Raw genomic sequence first — 20,125 nt, forward strand, 5'->3', positions numbered from 1 at the left:
ACCAATAGCCTGCCTAGGATGCAAGCATTCGCCAAGGGAAATCTCCATGTACAACCCAAGCAGCTTTGCCATAGATGATTTGCATGAACTGCACCAGCAGATACTCGGCACCCGCCTCGCTGTGTTGGTCACACACGGGGAACAAGGCCTGCAAGCCAGCCATTTGCCGGTGCTGTTGAGTTCAGACCAGGGCCCGAATGGCACCCTTTACGGACACTTTGCCAAGGCCAATCCGCAATGGCGGGAATTGCAGAACGGCGCCGAAGCCCTGGTGATTTTCGCCGGTGCCGACGCTTACGTCAGCCCAGGGTTTTACCCGAGCAAAGCCGAGCACGGCAACGTGGTGCCGACCTGGAACTACGTCGCCGTACACGCTTACGGCACAGCCGAAGTGTTCACTGACTCCGATCGCTTGCGCCATCTGGTCAGCGCGCTGACTGATCGTCATGAAGCCGGTCGCGCCAGTCCATGGAAAGTCGCCGATGCCCCCGCCGACTACATTGATGGGATGCTCAAGGCCATCGTCGGTTTTGCCTTGCCGATCCAGCGCCTGGAAGGCAAGCGCAAGCTCAGCCAGAACCGCAGCTCAGCAGACATCGCCGGTGTGCGCGAGGGGCTTGCCGCCAGCCTTGATGTGCACGACCAGGCCCTCGCCCACTTGATGCGTTAAGGAACGAACATGAGTCAGATCGACATTCGCCCGGTCACCGCTGACGACCACGCCGCCTGGTTGCCTTTGTGGCAAGCGTACCTGCGCTTCTACAACACCGAACTGCCTGAGGCCGTCACCCAAAGCACCTGGCAGCGCCTGCTCAAGCCGAGCGAACCCACCCATGCCGCGCTGGCTTGGGCCGACGGCAAAGCGGTGGGCATGGTGCACTTCATCTACCATCGTTCGAACTGGAGCATCGAAAACGCCTGCTACCTGCAAGACTTGCTGGTAGTGCCGGAAACTCGCGGCACCGGCGTCGGCCGACAGCTGATCGAATTCGTCTACGCCACCGCCAAAGAAGGCGGTTGCTGCAAGGTCCACTGGCTGACCCACGAAACCAATGCCACTGCGATTCAGCTTTATGAGCGCATCGCCGAACGCCCCGGTTTCATCCAGTTTCGCAAAGCCATTTAAGGTTCGAGGAGAACAACATGTCGACTTCACTCGCTGACTGGAAAGGCGCCCCGGCACCGTCGGTTCAAGCCCTCGAAGGACGCTTCATCCGCCTGGAGAAACTTGACCCGGCGCGTCATGCCGATGGTTTGTGGAAGGCGCTGCAAGGCCCGGGTTGCGACCCGAAACTCTGGGACTATTTGCCTTACGGTCCTTTCTCGGAGCGCAGCGCGTTCAACGATTGGCTGAACAATCATGCAGCCAATAGCGACCCGTATTTCTTCAGCGTGATCGACCGGCCCAGCGGCGATGTGCAGGGCATCCTCAGTTTGATGTCGATTGTCCCTGCACAAGGTCGGATCGAAATTGGCCATGTCACGTTCGGTGCACCGATGCAGCGCTCGCCGAAAAGCACCGAGGCGATTTATCTGCTCGCCAAAGAATCGTTCGCCTTGGGTTACCGGCGCCTGGAGTGGAAGTGCAACAACGGCAACGACCGCTCCAAGTACGCAGCCGAACGACTGGGGTTCAGTTTTGAGGGCGTGTTTCGCCAGCACATGGTGGTCAAGGGTCAGAACCGGGATACGGCGTGGTACTCGATTCTGGATTCGGAATGGCCAGCGATCGGGGCGGGCTTTGAGCGCTGGTTGTCCGATGAGAACCAGACGGATTCGGGGCAGGTGAAGACCCTGGCGGAGTGCCGCGGGTAATTCTTTGGAGCTTGGGCGGGCGCCTTCTCGGGCAAGTCGGGCCAACCCTATAACCCGAAACTTGCGCTTGCCCGGTGAGGTTCAAGAGGGTATCTACATAGAGCCGAATCAGCTGAGATCACGTCGAATACGCACTACGCCCATCTTCAATCCAAACGGGCGGAACACTGCATTCAGCGATTTCAGCGTCTGATTGCCTTCTCCATGTTCGATATGCACCAGCGTGCGCACCGAAATTTTGCACATCTTGGCAAACTGGGTTTGGTGCAAACCGGTGACTTCCACTCGCAAGCGGCGGACTGCTTCACCAATTTCAAGAGTGCCTTGGGCCAGTGCCTCTTGAATGCTTTCTATGAGCAGAGTGCGCTCGGCAACGGTGATGCTCATTTCAGGCCCCACTCTTTCAAACGCTGCTCCAGATTTTTCAAAGCTATTCGAGGGTGATTCATTGTTGCTTTGGGCCGAAGTTGCATCGACTTTCGAAACCTTTTTCAGGGCTGTCGAAGCTTAAGACCATGGCATCGTGCCAATTCCCGGCGGTATAAATCTGTAAAGTCAGGTCGTACATGTCGTTATCACCTGCATTTAAATGCAGCTCTCAGAAGCTAGTGCGCATTATAACTGCAATATAGTGCATTCACTGTCACCAAGCACCGTATCCATACGCAATAAAATGCAGATAACCTAAAGCTTATATAGAAAATACGCAGAATAATGCAGATACGAACCCTCAACAGTATCGGCAGCAACACGTTGAGTCTTGGTTGAGCAGTCAGCGGCAGATGGATTTCCGAGTTTGCGATAGCCGACAGCGTCTCGATTTGTTGTAAGAAAAAGCGTTAGCCCGAAACGACAAAAAACAACTGACCTCAGGTGTTTGGCGATTTTCTACACAACCTTCTGACCACCCCCGCAAGCCCGCCGGAAGCAGCTGACATCGGCACCTATAGCCTCCCTCTTAGAGTTTGGCCTCATTTCAAAAGAGGCTGAATCCGATGTCCGATCAACATAAATACCGACCACAACACCTGGCGTTGGCCATTGCGCTTGCGTTGGGTTGCACTGAAATTTCGCTTGCTCAGCAAGTATCCATCGATGCCACCACTCCTTCAATTCAATCGCCGGAGCAGCTCATAGCGACGCTGGACGCATTTATAAATGATCCCGCCACCCCCAAGACCACCATCAACAAAGCAGCGGATGGTATTGATCGGATATTCGGTGATGGAGACGATCTGGTCATTGTGTCTGGCCGCGGAGTTCTTGCCGGAGTGATTGACGGTGGTGACGGTATCAACGTCCTGCAACTCGATACTGCGAGCGGTGGCACGTTAGGCGATAGTCGTCGTTTTGAAGGATTGGAGCTCAAACGAAGCACTTGGACCATGACCGGTTCTGGTGATTTCAATACCGGTGTCCGGATACGCCCAAAAGCAATGCTAATAAATAATGGGCATATCCAAGGTGGGGCGTTGACCCAAGGAACGCTTGTCAACAACGGAAAGATTGGCGGCAGCGCGACCGTGCAATCAGGAGGCACCCTGAACAACCCTGGAGCTATCGAAGGCGACGTCGTTATCCATGAAAAAGGCGCTTTTGCGGGCAACGGTTTAATCGGTTCCCTGAAGGTAAACGGAAAGCTTTCTGTCGACAGTTTGCACGGCGCACCGAAAGTTAAAGGTGACTTGAATCTCTCCAAAACTGCCGAGCTAACCTACGAGGTCAATGCCGACCGCAAAGGTGAAACGATATTAGTCGGTGGCACCGCCAACCTCGGCGGCGCCACACTGAACATCGTTGCAGCACCGGGTGACTACCCGTTAATCAGTGAAAACCACATCCTTTCTGCCAATAAAGTCGAAGGCGAATTTGGGGAAGTCCTCAACAACCTTGCCTTTTTAACGCCCAAACTCGACTACCAAGAAAAGAGAGTCGGCCTGATTCTCGTCCGTAACGATGTGGCGATCGAGAGTGTCGCAACCACGGATAACGGGAGGGAAGCCGCCCAAAGTATTGAAGAGCCGAAGGACACACCTCAAGCACAGACGCCACCTGACAATTCCTCCCCCATCGCTGAAGCCCTGAATCCAACTACAAGCTCCGACACATCCGTTCCCGTCTCCACGCCGACAACTACCGCTGAAAAACCCTCGACAGCCGCAACTCCACCCACCACTGACAAGCCCGTCACAGCCTCAACCGCACCTCCAGCTACCAATCCCGTCGCTACAGCGCCAAAGGCATCCAACCCCACAAACGCTGCTGTTGCAGCCCTGCTCAGCGCTGACAAACAAACGGCATCTGTTGCTATAGAACAGCTGGCCGGCAGCAACAACGCCAACCTTGCGAAGGCGACCCTGAACAGTGACAGCCCAGTCAACGCGACCATGCTCTCAGCCATGCGTCAGCTGGACAGCGCCAGTAACTACAGCAATTCCACCAAGCGCAATGCACCACGCCTGGCCGCCGGCAGCGAAGATAATGGTCGAGTCTGGCTTCAAGCACTGGGTCACGGTGGGACGCTGGATCGCGGCTACGACGCTCTGAAACACACAACCCAAGGCCTGGTACTGGGAGCGGACTGGGGCATCGATGAGGAATGGCGACTCGGGGTGATGAGCGGTAAATCCGAAACTCGTCTGGATAGCCGCGGATTCGACGGCAATCTCGACAGCTGGCACCTGGGCGCCTATGCCCTGCACCAGAACGGACCAATGTCCCTGCGCCTGGGCGCGACCTACAGCAATCACGACGGCAGCACTAAACGCCGGGTCGCCTTTAATGGTTTCAGCGACCGTCCCGAAGGCCGTTACGATGCCAACACCCAGCAGGCCTTTGCGGAGGTGGGTTACAACCTGGGTCGCGCCAACGTCAGCCTCGAACCGTTCGCCAGCCTGGGCTACCAACGCTATCAGCGCGACACCTACACGGAAAAAGGTGGCGCAGCAGCGCTGAAAGTTCACGGTCAAACCCGGAACAACATGAACAGCACATTTGGCCTGCGACTGGCGAAACTCAACACGCTGGATAACGGTATGCAACTGACGCCGCGATTCAGTGCCGGCTGGAAACATACTTACGGTGATGTCTACAGCGATACCCGCCAACGACTGGTAACGGGTGGGAAAAATTACACCGTTTCCGGTGCGCCGCTGGATCGTGACAGCTTGCTGGTCGATGCAGGCCTGGACCTTGGCTTGTCAGTAAAACATACGTTGGGCGTTGGCCTTAACGGTGAGATCGGCACCGACAGCCGCAATCATGGCGTAACCGGCCAATGGCGAATGAGCTTCTAACCTCCACAAATCCGGGGCGAAAAAAAAGGGGAGCACATGCCCCCCCGAGGTTTAAAGCGGTGGATCGAGGCTGTTAACTCAGCCTTCGATCTCGATCAGGATTTCGCCCGGGTTCACCCGGTCGCCCTTGGCCACGTGGATGGCGGTGACTTTGCCGGCGATGGCCGATTGGACTTCAGTTTCCATCTTCATCGCTTCGGTGATCAGCACGGCCTGGCCGGCTTTCACGGTGTCGCCTTCCTTGACCAGCACGTCGACGATGTTGCCCGGCATGGCGGTGCTGACGTGGCCCGGTGCAGTGGCTTGCTTGCGCTTGCTGCTGCCGCCGCTGACGAATTCGTTGAGCGGTTCGAACACCACTTCTTCCGGCATGCCGTCGATAGACAGGTAGAAGTGACGCTTGCCTTCAGCCTTGACGCCGACACCCGTGATGTCGACGCGGTAGGTTTCGCCGTGGACGTCAATGACGAACTCGGTCGGCACGCCTTCGCCACCGGCCGAGGTCACGCCTCCGGCTTCAGGAATCGGTAGCAGCACTTCTGGGGCCAGAGTGCCGGCGGCGCGCTCTTCGAGGAACTTGCGACCGATGTCCGGGAACATGGCGTAGGTCAGCACGTCTTCTTCAGACTTGGCCACGGTGCCGATTTCGGCACGCAGTTTGGTCATTTCCGGCTTGAGCAAGTCGGCCGGGCGCACGTCGATCACTTCTTCGCTGCCGATGGCCTGGCGACGCAGTTTTTCGTTCACAGTGCCCGGCGCCTTGCCGTAGCCGCCCTGCAGGTAAAGCTTCACTTCGTTGGTGATGGTCTTGTAGCGCTCACCGGCCAGTACGTTGAAGAACGCCTGGGTGCCGACGATCTGCGAGGTCGGGGTCACCAGAGGAGGGAAGCCGAGGTCTTCACGAACGCGCGGGATTTCGGCCATCACTTCGGCCATGCGGTTCAGAGCGCCCTGCTCTTTCAACTGGTTGGCCAGGTTGGAAATCATCCCGCCCGGGACCTGGTTGACTTGAACGCGGGTATCGACGGCGGTGAACTCGCTTTCGAACTGGTGGTACTTCTTGCGCACGGCGTAGAAGTACAAGCCAATCTCTTGCAGCAGTTCCAGGTTCAGGCCGGTGTCGAACTCGCTGCCTTTAAGGGCGGCAACCATCGACTCAGTGCCTGGGTGACTGGTGCCTGAAGCGAAGCTGGAGATCGCGGTGTCGATGTGATCGGCGCCGTTCTCGATGGCCTTGAGTTGGCACATCGTTGCCATGCCAGCGGTATCGTGCGAGTGAATGAACACTGGCAGCGACTGCTCGCTTTTCAGAGCCTTGACCAATTCGCCCGTGGCATACGGGGTCAGCAGGCCGGCCATGTCCTTGATCGCCACAGAGTCGCAACCCATGGCTTCCATTTGTTTGGCTTGGGCCACGAACGCGTCGATGGTGTGCACCGGGCTGGTGGTGTAGGCGATGGTGCCTTGGGCGTGTTTGCCGGCCGCTTTTACTGCTTCGATAGCGACGCGCAGGTTACGTACGTCGTTCATGGCGTCGAAGATGCGGAACACGTCGATGCCGTTGACCGCCGCCTTGGCGACGAAAGCTCTGACCACGTCGTCGCTGTAGTGGCGGTAGCCCAGCAGGTTCTGGCCACGCAGGAGCATCTGCAGGCGAGTGTTAGGCAACGCGGCGCGCAGTTGGCGCAGGCGCTCCCACGGGTCTTCTTTGAGGAAGCGGACGCAGGCGTCGAAGGTCGCGCCGCCCCAGCATTCCAGCGACCAGTAGCCGACTTTGTCGAGCTTGTCGCAGATCGGCAGCATGTCTTCGGTGCGCATGCGGGTGGCAAGCAGCGATTGGTGGGCGTCGCGCAGGATTGTGTCGGTAACGTGGATACGCTTTGTAGGTAAAGAGTTAGTCATTGGAATATTCCTCACAGGCCTGCGTGGGCGGCGATGGCGGCGGCGATGGCCAGGGCCAGCTCTTCGGGTTTGCGCTTGATCGAGTAGTTGGTCAGCTCAGGGTGGCTTTCAACGAAGCTGGTGTTGAACTGGCCGCTACGGAATTCCGGGTTACGCAGGATTTCCTGGTAATACGCGGCGGTGGTCTTGACCCCTTGCAGACGCATGTCGTCCAGGGCGCGCAAGCCACGGTCCATCGCCTCTTCCCAGGTCAACGCCCATACCACCAGTTTCAGGCACATGGAGTCGTAGTACGGCGGAATGGTGTAGCCGGTGTAGATCGCCGTGTCGGTGCGCACGCCGGGGCCGCCGGGCGCGTAATAACGGGTGATCTTGCCGAAGCTCGGCAGGAAGTTGTTTTTCGGGTCTTCGGCGTTGATCCGGAATTGCAGCGCGAAACCGCGGTGCTGGATGTCTTCCTGTTTCACCGAAAGCGGCAGGCCGGACGCGATGCGAATCTGCTCGCGAACGATGTCGATGCCGGTGATTTCTTCGGTGATGGTGTGTTCCACCTGCACCCGGGTGTTCATCTCCATGAAGTAAACCTCGCCCTCGGCGAGCAGGAACTCCACGGTGCCGGCGTTCTCGTAACCCACAGCCTTGGCCGCACGCACCGACAAGTCGCCGATGTAGGCGCGTTGTTCCGGGGTCAGTTGCGGGCTCGGGGCAATTTCGATGAGCTTCTGGTTGCGGCGCTGGATCGAGCAGTCGCGCTCGAACAGGTGCACCACGTTGCCAAAGCTGTCGCCGAGGATCTGCGCTTCGATGTGTTTCGGATTAACGATGCATTTTTCCAGGAACACTTCCGCGGAACCGAAGGCCTTGGTGGCTTCGGAGATCACGCGGGGGAAAGCCTGTTCGAGTTCTTCGCGGCTGTCGCAGCGGCGGATACCACGACCACCACCACCGGAGGTGGCCTTGAGCATCACCGGATAGCCGATACGGTCGCCTTCGACCAAGGCTTCGGCGATGTCCGCGACGTTACCTTCGGTGCCCGGCGTGACCGGCACGCCCGCCTTGATCATGCTGCGACGTGCTTCAGTCTTGTCGCCCATGCGGCGAATCACTTCAGCCGATGGACCGATGAATTTGATGCCGCGCTCGGCGCAGATGTCGGCCAGTTCAGCGTTTTCCGAGAGGAATCCGTAGCCGGGATGCAACGCATCACAACCGGTTTCGACAGCCAGGTTCACCAGCTTGCGCGCATTCAAGTAACCGGCCAGTGGCTCGGCACCGATGCTGTGGGCCTCGTCCGCACGCTTCACATGCAAGGCATGGCGGTCGGCGTCGGAATAGATCGCGACCGAGCGAATGCCCATCTCGGCGCAGGCACGCACGATTCGTACGGCAATCTCACCACGGTTGGCGATCAGGATCTTTTTTATCACTTGGAGGTTCCCTTGAGCCGGTGGTACCCACGACCTGGTAGCCCAGGTCGACGCGTGACCAAATGTTTCGATTCAGTCGCAGCCCCACACTAGCCCCCGCAAGGGATTAACAAAAATGAATAATTATTGGGTCAGGCATAAGTAAAGACTTATAGTTGAAGCATCAGCCTGCGGTGAGAGCGCCTATAAAATGCGTAAGTCCTTGATGCGTATGACATTGCGTCAATTACAGATCTTCAATGAAGTCTGTGATTTGAGGTCTTACAGCCGCGCGGCCGACGAAATGTCGCTCACTCAACCTGCCGTGAGCCTGCAGATTCGTCAACTTGAGGAGCTGATTGGTCAACCTTTGTTCGACTACGTCGGTAAAAAGCTCTACATGACCGAGGCAGCTGAAGCCCTTCAGCGCGCCAGCCGGGATATTTTCGGACGCCTGGAAAACCTCGACATGCAGCTTTCGGACATGCAGGGATCGCTGCAAGGTCAGCTGAAACTGGCGGTCGAATCCAGCGCCAAGTATTTCGTGCCGCATCTGTTTGCCGCGTTCAAACGCCAGCATCCGGAAGTGAACCTGCACCTGACGGTGGTTAACCGCGGACAAGTGATTCGACGCCTTTCGGACAACCGCGATGATTTGGTGATCATGTCGATGGTGCCGCAAGACATGGGGCTGGAGTTTCTGCCGTTTCTCAACAATCCAATCGTGGCCGTGGCGCCGCCGGATCATCCACTGTCCCATATGGGGCCGCTGCGCTTGCAGGATCTTGAGCCCTACACGCTGCTACTGCGCGAACCGGGCTCCGGTACGCGGCTGGCGTGCGAGGAGTATTTCAAGGAAAAGCGCGTGCACTTCACGCAGACCCAAGAGGTGGCATCGGCCGAAGCCCAGCGTGAATGCGTACTGGCAGGACTGGGCTTGGCGCTATTGACGCGCCACGCCCTGAACCTTGAGTTGGCGACCGGCGCACTCATCGAGCTGCCGATCGAAGAACTGCCGCTGTACCGCAGCTGGTGCCTGGTGCAGGCCAAAGCGAAACGGCTGTCACCGGTGGCGCACGCGTTCCTTGCGTTTATTCGCAGCGAGCGGGTGCAGATCAGCGCGCTGGTTGAACGTTTCGACGGGACGTTACCGGTGCGGCCTGCCAGTAGTTGAGTTCCAGATCGTTAGGAAAATCGCCGATCTCGGCCAGAAGCTGGCGGCGCTCGCAGCGATCTTCGATAGCGCGGCGAAATTCCATGCGGCGCTGGTCTTCCTGCTGACGACGGGTTCTGACGGCGCTGTTGCGTTCTTCGTAGGGCTGGGCCATTTCGAGTCTCCCAAGGCGATTACGGGAGTTACAGGATGGGCATTGGGGATGACGGTTTGGCGGCGGGTGGGTTACAGGGAGATGAATGTTGCCGTATTCGAGGACGCCATCGCGAGCAGGCTCGCTCCCACATTAAATCGCGGTCAAGTGTGGGAGCGAGCCTGCTCGCGATTAAGGTCGGAACGACCTTACGACGACGTCAGTCGTCCAGCGCTTTTACCGATTTAGGCGACAGCCGCAAGCTGCGAAGGCTGCGCTTGACGCTCTTGAGGTGATTGACCAGGCTCGGCCCGCGCGCCATGGCCACGCCCATGGCCAGCACATCGATCACCACCAGGTGAGCGATGCGCGAGGTCAGCGGCGTATAGATCTCGGTGTCTTCGTGCACATCGATCGCCAGGTTGACGGTCGACAGCTCAGCCAACGGCGTCTGGCTCGGGCACAAGGTGATCAGCGAAGCGCCGCTTTCGCGCACCAGATTGGCAGTGATCAACAGGTCTTTGGAACGCCCGGACTGGGAAATACAGATCGCCACGTCGGTCGGTTTCAACGTGACCGCCGACATCGCCTGCATGTGCGGGTCGGAATACGCCGCCGCAGTCAGCAACAAACGGAAGAACTTGTGCTGGGCATCGGCCGCCACTGCACCCGAAGCACCAAAGCCATAAAACTCGACCCGCTGGGCCTGAGACATGAGCGACACAGCCCGCTGCAACTCCACCGGATCGAGCTTCTCGCGAACCTCCATCAACGTGTGCAGCGTGGTGTCGAAAATTTTCAGGCTGTAGTCAGCAACCGAATCGTCTTCATGGATCGCGAACTGGCCGAAGCTCGCGCCGGCAGCAAGACTCTGCGCCAGCTTTAGCTTCAAATCCTGGAAACCGGAACAACCGATAGCGCGGCAAAATCGCACGATGGTCGGTTCGCTGATGCCAACGTTGTGGGCCAGATCGGCCATCGAGCTGTGCATCACCGCCGCAGGATCAAGCAGCACGTGGTCGGCGACCTTGAGCTCCGACTTGCGTAAGAGGTGGCGTGACTGGGCGATGTGTTGCAGCAGATTCAAAGGGCTGGACTCTTTGTTATTGGCAGGTGCCGGGGATGTAGCGCGCTTGTAGTTATACTACAAGAATCGGCTTTTTGCCTGCTCAATGCGTAACTCAATGTCCCCATTTCACGCCACATGCGCTCCATGTAGCCCCTACAAGGGTTTCGCGTCCGCACGCAACAGCTCGGCCAGGCCATCGGCCTCGACCGGACGACTGATCAAATAGCCTTGCACTTCATCGCAGTGCTCGGTTTTTAAGAACTCAAGCTGCTCCGGCCGCTCCACCCCTTCAGCCACTACTTTCAACGACAAGCCGTGCGCCATGGCAATGATCGCCCGGGTAATCGCCGCATCCTCGCTGCCCTCCCCCAGACCGCGGATAAATGCCTGATCGATCTTCACGTAATCCACCGGGATGCGCTTGAGGTAACTCAGGGACGAATACCCGGTGCCGAAGTCATCTATCGCCAACTTAACCCCCAAATCACGCAATTGCTGGAAGGTCGCGATGATGTGCTCGACGCTGTCGAGCAACTGACTTTCGGTGAGCTCCAACTCAAGGTAGTGCGGCGCCAGGCCGGTTTCTTCCAACACCTGGCGGACAAGGCTGACCAGCTTGCCCTGACGCAACTGATGCACCGACAGATTGACCGACACCCGAATCGGCGCGAGCCCCTGACGCTGCCACTCACAGGCTTGCCAGCAGGCCTGACGCAACACGAACTCGCCGATCGGGCTGATCAACCCGGTCTCCTCGGCCAGGCCGATGAAGTCCCCCGGCGGCACGCGCCCCATGGTCGGGTGATCCCAGCGCACCAGCGCCTCGGCGGCATTCAGCCGCCCCGTGGCGAGGCACAGCTTCGGCTGGTAAAACACCTTCAACTGCTTCTCTTCGATGGCTTTACGCAGCTGATTTTCCAGCTGCAAGCGCTCCAACGTACTGGCTTGCAGGCTGTCGGTGTAGAACTGGAAGTTATTTCCGCCAAGGTGCTTGGCGTGCTCCATTGCCATATTCGACTGACTGACCAGCGCGGAAATTTCACGCGCGTTGTCCGGCAACATGCTGATGCCCATGGACGCGCTAATCACCAGTTCATGGCCATCGACAGTGATCGGCAAACGCAGCTTGGTCGACAGTCGGGTCGCCACCCGCGCCAGACTCGACAGGTTGCCGTAGGCATTGAACAACACGCCAAACTCATCGCCGGATAAGCGGGCAATGGTGTCCGCCTCAGGCAACGCATTGATCATCCGCCGGGCCATTTTCTGCAAGAGCTGGTCGGCGATTTCATGGCCAAGGCTGTCGTTGAGCAGCTTGAAACGATCCAGATTGATATGCAGCAACGCCAGATTGCGGTGGCCGCCCTGGCGCACTCGCTGATGGGCCTCGCTTAGCCGTTCGCGGAACAGTGAACGGTTAGCCAGCCCCGTCAATTCGTCGTAATGAGTCAGGTAGCGCATGCGCTCTTCGGATTCGCGGCGCGCCGATAAATCGGCGAAGAAGCCCACGATATGGCTCACATTTCCCCGAGCATCGCGCACAGCATTGAGTTGCAACCATTGCGGATACACCTCGCCATTCTTGCGGGTTTCTACCAGCTCGCCCTGCCAACTGCCGTACCGCTCCAGCGCCTGATGAATCACCGTGTAGTGCCGGCGGGCATCGCGACTGCATGGCAACTCGACCACGTTGCGTCCGATCATGTCTTCAATGTCGTAGCCGGTCACTCGGCTGAAGGCCTGATTGACCGCAATCAGCGCGTAATTCGGATCAAAAATCACAATTCCTTCACTGGCGGCCTCGAACACTGTCGCGGCCAATTGCCGCTGCTCTTCCAGACTTTTGCTGACGCTGATGTCGCGACGGGTGCCGACCATGCGCGTCACTCGACCATTTTCGCCGCGCTCAACGGCTCGGCCACGGTCCTCGATCCAGACCCAATGGCCATCGCCGTGGCGCACGCGGTACTCGATTTGGTAATCCTCGCTGCGTCCCTTCAAATGCTCGACCAGCGCGCGCTTCAGTGACGGCAAGTCATCGGGGTGCAGTCGCGGCTTGAGGTGGCGGAGCATCGCCGTCACGAGTTCCGGCTCCAGGCCGAACAGCTCTTGAAGGTGGGTGTGATGGACCTCGTCGGTTTGCAGGTTCCAGTCCCACAAGCCCAACTCACTGGCCTTCAACGCCAGCGCCAGACGCGCCTCACTCTTGCTCAGGGCCTGGTTGGCGGCGTCCAGCTCCAGGCTGCGCTGGGCGACGCGGCTTTCCAGCTCGACCTGAATTTGCCGCAGTTCGTCTTCGGCACGACGGCGTTGGTCGATTTCCTTGGCCAATTTGTTATTAAGCTGGCCACTGCAACTTTGGGCCTGCTGCAAATGCTCGATCAATGCCTGATTCTGGAAGCGTCGCAACAGCCCGCTATCGATGAGCCGATTGACCTGCCAGGCGACCACACTCAGCGCGCCCAGTAAAATCAGCCCGAACCAGCCCCATCCCTGACCTTGTTCATCGCCGCCCCAGAACAGATAGCCGATGGCCGGCAACAAACAGGGCAAGGTAAAGGAAAGGAACGCCGGCAGGCTGACCGCGTAGGCAACACTGGCCGAAAGGGCCGCTGCGCCGATCAGGCCGAACACCCAGGCTTGCTGCATGAAATTGTCAGCAGGTACCAGGGCAATGCCGGCACCGGCCAGGGTCAGGCCGGTCATGGCCGAACCCAGCAAAAACATGCGGCGCCAGATCGGATGGGCCTGACGGTTGGGTATCGCCGAATCGAAGGCCGCGACTTGAATCACCCGCAACGCCACCAGCGACAACAGCCACACCAGCCAGACGCTGACCAGGAAGTAGCGCTGCGGACTCCAAAGCAAGCCAGCGCAGACCAGACCATTGATCAACATGAATAACGTGGGCAGCAACGAGCCCTGATAAAGCAGACGCGTGCGTTCGACCGCCATTTCCATGGCGTACTGTTTGCGGATAACCCGGGGCTCCACAACGGGGCCCGACAGGTCGGTGCTGAGGGTCATAGGCAATGTTCTTGTTCTTATAATGATGAGCATGAGCCCGAAACGTCGACGGAGCATACACAAGCAACTGCCCGGACCAAACTGCCCCAGATCATAAAATCGACAAAAACTGCCCCCCTTCTTAGCCGCGGAAAAGGCTTGGAGCGAGCCCCGCCAACGCCTGCAGCCAATGACCGACCGGTCGTCATCCGTGCTTCTTTCATCGGCTAATGTAAAGCTCGGTTTGCCCGGTGTGACCGCGCACCCTAGAATGCCCCGATGCGCGATGATCTCTCCCTTCTGCTGAACTCCCTCAACGATGCCCAACGCCAGGCCGTAGCTGCCTCCGTGGGTCGTCAGTTGGTCCTGGCCGGTGCTGGTTCCGGTAAAACCCGAGTGCTGGTGCACCGTATCGCCTGGTTGATCCAGGTCGAAAACGCCTCGCCCCACTCGATCCTGTCGGTGACCTTCACCAATAAGGCCGCTGCCGAGATGCGTCATCGCATCGAGCAGCTGATGGGTATCAACCCGGCCGGCATGTGGGTCGGTACCTTCCACGGCTTGGCGCACCGCTTGTTGCGTGCGCACTGGCAGGAAGCCGGCCTGAGCCAGACTTTCCAGATTCTCGACAGCGACGACCAGCAACGGCTGGTCAAGCGGGTGATCCGCGAGCTGGGCCTGGACGAGCAACGCTGGCCGGTCCGGCAGGCCCAGTGGTTCATCAACGGGCAAAAAGACGAAGGTCTGCGTCCACAGCACATTCAAGCCAGCGGCGACCTGTTCCTGGCGACCATGCGCAGCATTTATGAAGCCTATGAGGCCGCGTGCCTGCGCGCCGGCGTGATCGACTTTTCCGAACTGCTGCTGCGCGCCCTCGATCTGTGGCGTGATCACCCGGGTCTGCTGGCGCACTATCAAAAGCGCTTCCGGCACATTCTGGTGGACGAGTTCCAGGACACCAACGCCGTGCAGTACGCCTGGTTGCGTTTGCTGGCCAAGGGCGGCGACAGCCTGATGGTGGTCGGCGACGACGACCAGTCGATTTACGGCTGGCGTGGCGCAAAAATCGAGAACATCTATCAGTACTCCGACGACTTCCCGGATGCCGAGACCATTCGTCTGGAGCAGAACTACCGCTCCACCGCTGGCATCCTCAAGGCCGCCAACGCCCTGATCGCCAACAACACCGGACGCATGGGCAAAGAGCTGTGGACCGACGGCGGCGAAGGCGAAGCGATCAACCTGTACGCCGCATTCAACGAGCACGACGAAGCACGCTACGTGGTAGAAACCATCGAAAGTGCGCTGAAAACAGGCTTGGCCCGCAGCGATATCGCGATTTTGTACCGCTCCAACGCCCAATCGCGCGTTTTGGAAGAAGCTTTGCTGCGCGAGCGCATTCCGTACCGCATCTATGGCGGTCAGCGCTTCTTCGAGCGGGCAGAAATCAAGAACGCTATGGCTTACCTGCGTTTGCTCGAAGGTCGTGGCAACGATGCGGCGCTGGAGCGGGTGATCAACGTTCCGGCCCGTGGCATTGGCGAAAAAACCGTTGAAGCGATTCGCGACCATGCCCGTCACAGCGATGTGTCGATGTGGGAAGCCATGCGCCTGCTGGTCGCCAATAAAGGCCTGACCGGTCGTGCAGCTGGCGCGCTCGGGGCGTTTATCGAGCTGATCGAGAACCTCGCCGCCAAGTGCATGGACATGCCGCTGCACCTGATGACCCAGACCGTCATCGAGCAATCCGGGCTGATTGCCTATCACGAAGCGGAAAAAGGCGAGAAAGGCCAGGCCCGGGTAGAAAACCTTGAGGAACTGGTCAGCGCCGCACGCAACTTCGAAAATGCTGAAGAAGACGAAGATCTGACGCCATTGGCGGCGTTCCTCGGACATGCGTCGCTGGAGGCCGGGGATACTCAGGCCGACGAGCACGAAGACAGCATTCAGTTAATGACCTTGCACAGCGCCAAGGGCCTGGAATTCCCTTACGTGTTCCTGGTGGGCATGGAAGAAGGCCTGTTCCCGCACAAGATGAGCCTCGAAGAACCTGGCCGCCTTGAAGAGGAACGCCGTCTGGCCTACGTCGGCATCACCCGGGCCATGCAGAACCTGGTGATGACCTATGCTGAAACCCGACGCCTGTATGGAAGCGAGACCTACAACAAGGTGTCGCGTTTCGTACGTGAAGTACCGAAAGGTCTGATCCAGGAAGTGCGGCTGTCCAACAGCGTCAGCCGTCCGTTCGGCGGCGGCCAGCAACAGAGCTCCAGCAGCCTGTTTGGCGGTAGCGAGATCCCGGATACCGGATTCAGCCTCGGCCAAGCGGTACGGCATTCGGTGTTCGGTGATGGCGTGATCCTGAACTTCGAAGGTGCCGGTGCACAGGCTCGGGTGCAGGTGAACTTCGGTGAAGGCAGCAAGTGGCTGATGCTGGGTTATGCGAAGCTGGAAGCGATCTAAAGCCCACAGAGGTCCAATGTGGGAGCAAGCCCGCTCCCACAGGATTTCATTCCTACCGAACTAAATCCCGAATCCTACAGACCAAAGTTAACAGGCCTTATTGCGCTGACTGAAGCTGAACGGAACCTGTCAGGCAAAAGCCCGAAACACTCTGCCGCTAGCCAGTAACACTTCAGCTGTGCAACATGGCGCGCGTGCCTTCCACAAATGGGAATTCCCTTTATGAAACGTTTTCTTAGCATCGCCATGGCGTTGTGCATTGGCCTGACGATGAGCCTCGACGCCAATGCCGCCAAGCGCTTTGGTGGCGGCAAGAGCTCCGGCGCTGCGCCGACTCACCAGACCAGCCAAATGGCTCCCTCTTCTGCCGCAGGTGGCGCTGCTGCTACTGCCGGCGCGGCCGGTGCCGCTGGCGCTGCCGCCAAGGCCGGCGGTGCTTCTCGCTGGCTCGGCCCTCTGGCCGGTATCGCGGCCGGTGGCCTGCTGGCCTCCATGTTCATGGGCGACGGCTTCCAGGGCATGCAGATCTTCGACATCCTGATCATGGCCGTCATCGCCTTCCTGGTCTTCCGCTTCATCGCCGCTCGTCGTCGCAAGCAACAGGAGCATCTGTCTCCAGCTGGCGCGCCGATGCAGCGTGAAGTGTTCGAGCAGAAGCCAACAGCCATGGGTTCGATCTTCGGCGGCTCGGCTGCACCTGTTGCCGCTCGTCCGGTGATCAATGCTCCGGCCTGGTTCAATGAAAAGAATTTCATTGAAGCGGCCCGCAACCACTTCCAGTCCCTGCAACAGCATTGGGACGCCAATGAAATGGACAAGATCTCCGAGTTCGTGACCCCACAGCTCCTGGAGTTCCTCAAGCGCGAACGTGCCGACCTGGGCGACGGTTTCCAGGCCACCTACATTGATAACCTCAATGTACAACTGGACGGCGTGGATGATCGCGCCGACAAGACCATCGCCACCCTGACCTTCAGCGGTGTGTCGAAGACCTCGCGCTTTGACCAGGGCGAAGTGTTCAGCGAAAGCTGGAACATGGAACGTCCGCAGGGCGAGAACCAGCCTTGGCTGGTCGCCGGTATCCGCCAGAACGGCTGATCCTTCCTGCGTTAAGCATGCTGTAATGAAAACCCCAGCCTCGGCTGGGGTTTTCTATTTCGCGGTTGCATCTATAGCGAGCTACTGTATAAACCGCCCCAACTAAACCGCGCCATCAAGCAAGAGGATCCCGGACGTGGAAGAAATCATCGAACAACTGCGTGAAGCCAACGAACCGGTACCGGTCCCCTTGGAGTTGCCCGACGAAGATCAACTGGTGGAAATCGAAGAACAGTTGTTCATCGACATTCCGTTTGTCTTCAGAGAATTTTTGCTGACCGTCAGCGACGTCGTCTACGGCAGCCTGGAGCCGGTGACCGTTACCGACCCGCAATCCCACACCTACCTGCCGGACGTTGCCGCCAATGCCTGGGATGCGGGTGTTGATCGCAGCATGATTCCGATCTGCCAGGACGGTGACAACTACTACCTGGTCGAAGAAGACGGCACCGTGGTGCTGTGGTTGGCCGAAGAAGAGCTGGTTGCCGAAGAAACCTGGGAATCGGTATGGCACTGGGCGCGGGATGTCTGGCTGGAAAGTTGATCCACCTGACGCGCCGCGTGGTCAATGCCCGAACGAATCCTTGTGGTTGTCCGGAAAACAGATCGATCCGAGCGTGACGGCAGCCACCCGCCCGGCGTCCCGATAACTGTTGGTATGAAAAGCTGACGAGGCCCCCGCAGAGGTGCCGCCCTCCCGAAATTCTGCCTTGAACCGTGAGAACGCTATGGAACCCGGAAACGCACAACTGTCGATGACGGTATTGATGACCCCCGACATGGCCAACTTTTCTGGCAATGTCCACGGCGGTACCTTGCTCAAATACCTCGACGAAGTGGCGTACGCCTGCGCCAGCCGTTATGCCGGCCGCTACGTGGTGACCCTGTCGGTGGACCAGGTGATTTTCCGCGAGCCGATTCATGTCGGCGAACTGGTGACCTTTCTGGCCTCGGTCAATTACACCGGCAACACCTCCATGGAGGTGGGCATCAAGGTGGTGACCGAGAACATCCGTGAGCGCTCGGTGCGCCACACCAACAGCTGCTTCTTCACCATGGTCGCAGTGGATGACGACCGCAAACCGACTGCGGTCCCGCCACTGCAACCGCAGAACAGCGAAGACAAACGCCGCTTCATGCAGGCCCAGCAACGTCGGCAGATTCGTCAGGAACTGGAAAAGCGTTATCAGGAAATCAAGGACGACGCCTGAGCAGGTCAGGCGGACTGATGGTGTTCTTCAGATAGTCTTCGCGAGCAAGCCCGCTCCCACAGTTGATCTTTAGTGAACACATATTTTGTGTACGACAAAGATCCAGTGTGGGAGCGGGCTTGCTCGCGAATGGGGCCAACGCGGTTCAAAGGCTGATCGCCGTCGCCTCGAACCGCACCCGTGGATGAGCAATCCGGTCCTGAGCCCGTACCAATTCCAGCTCATAGCTGGCGCAGGCCTGGGTTTCCAACAGCACTTCATGCACCGCCGACGCTGCAAACTCGAAAGCCGCCACCAGGCTATCGCCCAACAGCACACGAGCCAGAAACAGCCCGGATGTCAGATCGCCAACGCCCACTGGCTGACGCGGAAATGCCAGCATGGGACGACGCAGATGCCAGCTGCCTTCGGCCGTCACCAGCAGCATCTCGAAAACATCCGCCGGCTTACCGGGATAGTCCAGATGCTTGACCAACACAGCCTTGGGACCGCGCGCCAACAGCGCTCGCGCCATGGCCAGGCAATCGAACAACGATTGCGGCCTGCGCCCCGAAAAGCTGTCCAGTTCCAGCTGGTTCGGGCACATGAAGTCCGCCACCGCAGCCGCTTCCTCCAGCAAGAAATCGCTGACTTCCGCGGGAACGCTGCAACCCTTCTCCGGATGGCCCATCACTGGGTCACACAGATACAGCGCCTTGGGATTCATCGACTTGATCCGCGCCACGCCCGTCAGGATCGCCCGGCCCTGGGCCGCACTGCCGAGATACCCGGACAACACGGCGTCGCAGTTGCCCAGCTCGCCAATCGCCGCGATGCCTTCGACCAGCTCGGGAATCTGATGCGGCGCCAGCACTTCACCGGCCCACTGGCCGTACTGGGTGTGGTTGGAGAACTGCACGGTATTGAGCGGCCAGACATTCACCCCGACCCGCTGCATCGGGAAAACCGCGGCGCTGTTGCCGGCGTGGCCGAACACCACGTGGGACTGGATGGCGAGCAGATGGGGCGTACGTTTCATGCGGTGAGTTTTCCGTAAACCGATTGAAATTCAAGCCGCGCAGTATGCGACTAAACACAGCCTGTACGACAGACCGGCGACGCAGTTAAGCTGACACTATCTTGTTGGAGCAACCAGTTAATGCTGACCCTTGGAAATATCTTCGTCCTGATGCTGCTTGCCACCGGTGGCGCGTGGTTGTGGCACAACCATGGCATGCGCGAGCGTGCGCTGGAGCGGGTCAATCAGCATTGCGCAAAACTCGGAATCGAGCTGCTCGACGGCAATGTGGCATTGAAAAAGATCGCATTCATCAAAGACGCCAACGACCGGCGGCGTCTCGCCCGTGTGTATAACTTCGAATTCACCGTAACCGGTGAAACCCGTCACAACGGCACCATCACCCAATTCGGTGCCCACACTGCACAGATTGAGCTGGCGCCCTACCCGATGCCGTTCGACGAAACGCCTGCGGTGGCCGATGTCGTGAAGCCGCGCGCTGAGGTGATCGAGCTGAGCCAGTGGCGGCAAGAACACACTAAATGGCGTCCTTGA

The 20,125-nt window shown here is 58.7% G+C and carries 17 protein-coding genes; 10 read left to right on the top strand and 7 right to left on the bottom strand.

Annotated elements, in window-relative coordinates; translation table 11 throughout:
- Positions 1–46 precede the first annotated feature (46 nt).
- From ACYZTX_RS01250 to ACYZTX_RS01260, 3 genes are read left to right on the top strand one after another with little or no spacing between them, the layout of a single operon-like run.
- Positions 47–670, top strand: coding sequence for an FMN-binding negative transcriptional regulator (locus ACYZTX_RS01250; RefSeq protein ID WP_462032618.1), 624 nt, complete (start codon positions 47–49; stop codon positions 668–670).
- 9 nt (positions 671–679) lie between these two features.
- Complete coding sequence (locus ACYZTX_RS01255) at positions 680–1,126, top strand: GNAT family N-acetyltransferase (RefSeq protein WP_462032619.1); 447 nt, start codon at positions 680–682, stop codon at positions 1,124–1,126.
- Positions 1,127–1,143: 17 nt separating this feature from the next.
- Positions 1,144–1,815: a GNAT family N-acetyltransferase gene (locus tag ACYZTX_RS01260; RefSeq protein ID WP_462032620.1), complete on the top strand. Its 672-nt coding sequence runs from the start codon at positions 1,144–1,146 to the stop codon at positions 1,813–1,815.
- A 108-nt stretch (positions 1,816–1,923) separates the two neighbouring features.
- Here ACYZTX_RS01260 and ACYZTX_RS01265 read toward each other — a convergent pair whose 3' ends face one another.
- The gene (locus tag ACYZTX_RS01265) at positions 1,924–2,202 is read right to left on the bottom strand and encodes a helix-turn-helix domain-containing protein (protein WP_462032621.1); all 279 of its coding nucleotides are present in this window, start codon (positions 2,200–2,202) and stop codon (positions 1,924–1,926) included.
- A gap of 608 nt (positions 2,203–2,810) precedes the next feature.
- Here ACYZTX_RS01265 and ACYZTX_RS01270 point away from each other — a divergent pair.
- Positions 2,811–5,111: an autotransporter outer membrane beta-barrel domain-containing protein gene (locus ACYZTX_RS01270; protein ID WP_462032622.1), complete on the top strand. Its 2,301-nt coding sequence runs from the start codon at positions 2,811–2,813 to the stop codon at positions 5,109–5,111.
- A gap of 78 nt (positions 5,112–5,189) precedes the next feature.
- Here ACYZTX_RS01270 and oadA read toward each other — a convergent pair whose 3' ends face one another.
- Both oadA and ACYZTX_RS01280 read right to left on the bottom strand, forming a co-directional pair.
- On the bottom strand, positions 5,190–7,013 hold the full coding sequence (gene oadA / locus ACYZTX_RS01275) for a sodium-extruding oxaloacetate decarboxylase subunit alpha (RefSeq protein ID WP_462032623.1): 1,824 nt from the start codon (positions 7,011–7,013) through the stop codon (positions 5,190–5,192).
- 11 nt (positions 7,014–7,024) lie between these two features.
- A complete protein-coding gene (locus tag ACYZTX_RS01280) occupies positions 7,025–8,440 on the bottom strand; it encodes an acetyl-CoA carboxylase biotin carboxylase subunit (RefSeq protein WP_462032624.1) in 1,416 nt (471 codons plus the stop codon).
- Positions 8,441–8,630: 190 nt separating this feature from the next.
- On the opposite strand from ACYZTX_RS01280, the gene ACYZTX_RS01285 reads away from it, so the two are divergent.
- Positions 8,631–9,593, top strand: a complete 963-nt coding sequence (locus ACYZTX_RS01285; protein WP_462032625.1) for a LysR family transcriptional regulator — start codon at positions 8,631–8,633, stop codon at positions 9,591–9,593.
- Here the strand turns inward: ACYZTX_RS01285 and ACYZTX_RS01290 are convergent.
- The 3 genes from ACYZTX_RS01290 to ACYZTX_RS01300 all read right to left on the bottom strand — a co-directional run bounded on the left by ACYZTX_RS01290 (position 9,535) and on the right by ACYZTX_RS01300 (position 13,822).
- Entirely contained in the window at positions 9,535–9,747 is a 213-nt protein-coding gene (locus ACYZTX_RS01290; RefSeq protein ID WP_462032626.1) for a PA3496 family putative envelope integrity protein, read from the bottom strand. The genes ACYZTX_RS01285 and ACYZTX_RS01290 overlap by 59 nt on opposite strands.
- A gap of 199 nt (positions 9,748–9,946) precedes the next feature.
- Positions 9,947–10,813, bottom strand: coding sequence for a transcriptional regulator HexR (hexR, locus tag ACYZTX_RS01295; protein WP_008156648.1), 867 nt, complete (start codon positions 10,811–10,813; stop codon positions 9,947–9,949).
- A gap of 135 nt (positions 10,814–10,948) precedes the next feature.
- Positions 10,949–13,822 carry an EAL domain-containing protein gene (locus ACYZTX_RS01300; RefSeq protein ID WP_462032627.1) on the bottom strand — a complete coding sequence of 958 codons (2,874 nt, stop codon included), beginning with the start codon at positions 13,820–13,822 and terminating at the stop codon, positions 10,949–10,951.
- A 258-nt stretch (positions 13,823–14,080) separates the two neighbouring features.
- Here ACYZTX_RS01300 and uvrD point away from each other — a divergent pair, with 258 nt between their 5' ends.
- The 4 genes from uvrD to ACYZTX_RS01320 all read left to right on the top strand — a co-directional run bounded on the left by uvrD (position 14,081) and on the right by ACYZTX_RS01320 (position 18,573).
- Positions 14,081–16,264: a DNA helicase II gene (gene uvrD, locus ACYZTX_RS01305; protein ID WP_461975583.1), complete on the top strand. Its 2,184-nt coding sequence runs from the start codon at positions 14,081–14,083 to the stop codon at positions 16,262–16,264.
- A gap of 222 nt (positions 16,265–16,486) precedes the next feature.
- Positions 16,487–17,362: a Tim44 domain-containing protein gene (locus ACYZTX_RS01310; RefSeq protein WP_462032628.1), complete on the top strand. Its 876-nt coding sequence runs from the start codon at positions 16,487–16,489 to the stop codon at positions 17,360–17,362.
- 136 nt (positions 17,363–17,498) lie between these two features.
- Complete coding sequence (locus ACYZTX_RS01315) at positions 17,499–17,906, top strand: SMI1/KNR4 family protein (RefSeq protein ID WP_149419544.1); 408 nt, start codon at positions 17,499–17,501, stop codon at positions 17,904–17,906.
- Positions 17,907–18,090: 184 nt separating this feature from the next.
- The gene (locus tag ACYZTX_RS01320; RefSeq protein WP_461975589.1) at positions 18,091–18,573 is read left to right on the top strand and encodes an acyl-CoA thioesterase; all 483 of its coding nucleotides are present in this window, start codon (positions 18,091–18,093) and stop codon (positions 18,571–18,573) included.
- Between the two features lie 145 nt (positions 18,574–18,718).
- Here the strand turns inward: ACYZTX_RS01320 and pdxY are convergent, their stop codons facing one another.
- The gene (pdxY, locus tag ACYZTX_RS01325; protein ID WP_282382853.1) at positions 18,719–19,591 is read right to left on the bottom strand and encodes a pyridoxal kinase PdxY; all 873 of its coding nucleotides are present in this window, start codon (positions 19,589–19,591) and stop codon (positions 18,719–18,721) included.
- 120 nt (positions 19,592–19,711) lie between these two features.
- On the opposite strand from pdxY, the gene ACYZTX_RS01330 reads away from it, so the two are divergent.
- The gene (locus ACYZTX_RS01330) at positions 19,712–20,125 is read left to right on the top strand and encodes a DUF3301 domain-containing protein (protein WP_462032629.1); all 414 of its coding nucleotides are present in this window, start codon (positions 19,712–19,714) and stop codon (positions 20,123–20,125) included.

It is taken from the genome of Pseudomonas sp. MDT1-17, from assembly GCF_054898105.1.

Bases quoted from the DNA above. Each gene is read 5' to 3' on its own strand.
- uvrD (WP_461975583.1), top strand. From the start codon at position 14,081: ATGCGCGATGATCTCTCCCTTCTGCTGAACTCCCTCAACGATGCCCAA.
- ACYZTX_RS01330 (WP_462032629.1), top strand. From the start codon at position 19,712: ATGCTGACCCTTGGAAATATCTTCGTCCTGATGCTGCTTGCCACCGGT.
- ACYZTX_RS01320 (WP_461975589.1), top strand. From the start codon at position 18,091: ATGGAACCCGGAAACGCACAACTGTCGATGACGGTATTGATGACCCCC.
- oadA (WP_462032623.1), bottom strand. From the start codon at position 7,013: ATGACTAACTCTTTACCTACAAAGCGTATCCACGTTACCGACACAATC.
- ACYZTX_RS01270 (WP_462032622.1), top strand. From the start codon at position 2,811: ATGTCCGATCAACATAAATACCGACCACAACACCTGGCGTTGGCCATT.
- ACYZTX_RS01285 (WP_462032625.1), top strand. From the start codon at position 8,631: ATGCGTAAGTCCTTGATGCGTATGACATTGCGTCAATTACAGATCTTC.
- ACYZTX_RS01260 (WP_462032620.1), top strand. From the start codon at position 1,144: ATGTCGACTTCACTCGCTGACTGGAAAGGCGCCCCGGCACCGTCGGTT.
- ACYZTX_RS01300 (WP_462032627.1), bottom strand. From the start codon at position 13,822: ATGACCCTCAGCACCGACCTGTCGGGCCCCGTTGTGGAGCCCCGGGTT.
- ACYZTX_RS01250 (WP_462032618.1), top strand. From the start codon at position 47: ATGTACAACCCAAGCAGCTTTGCCATAGATGATTTGCATGAACTGCAC.
- ACYZTX_RS01290 (WP_462032626.1), bottom strand. From the start codon at position 9,747: ATGGCCCAGCCCTACGAAGAACGCAACAGCGCCGTCAGAACCCGTCGT.
- pdxY (WP_282382853.1), bottom strand. From the start codon at position 19,591: ATGAAACGTACGCCCCATCTGCTCGCCATCCAGTCCCACGTGGTGTTC.
- ACYZTX_RS01310 (WP_462032628.1), top strand. From the start codon at position 16,487: ATGAAACGTTTTCTTAGCATCGCCATGGCGTTGTGCATTGGCCTGACG.
- ACYZTX_RS01255 (WP_462032619.1), top strand. From the start codon at position 680: ATGAGTCAGATCGACATTCGCCCGGTCACCGCTGACGACCACGCCGCC.
- ACYZTX_RS01265 (WP_462032621.1), bottom strand. From the start codon at position 2,202: ATGAGCATCACCGTTGCCGAGCGCACTCTGCTCATAGAAAGCATTCAA.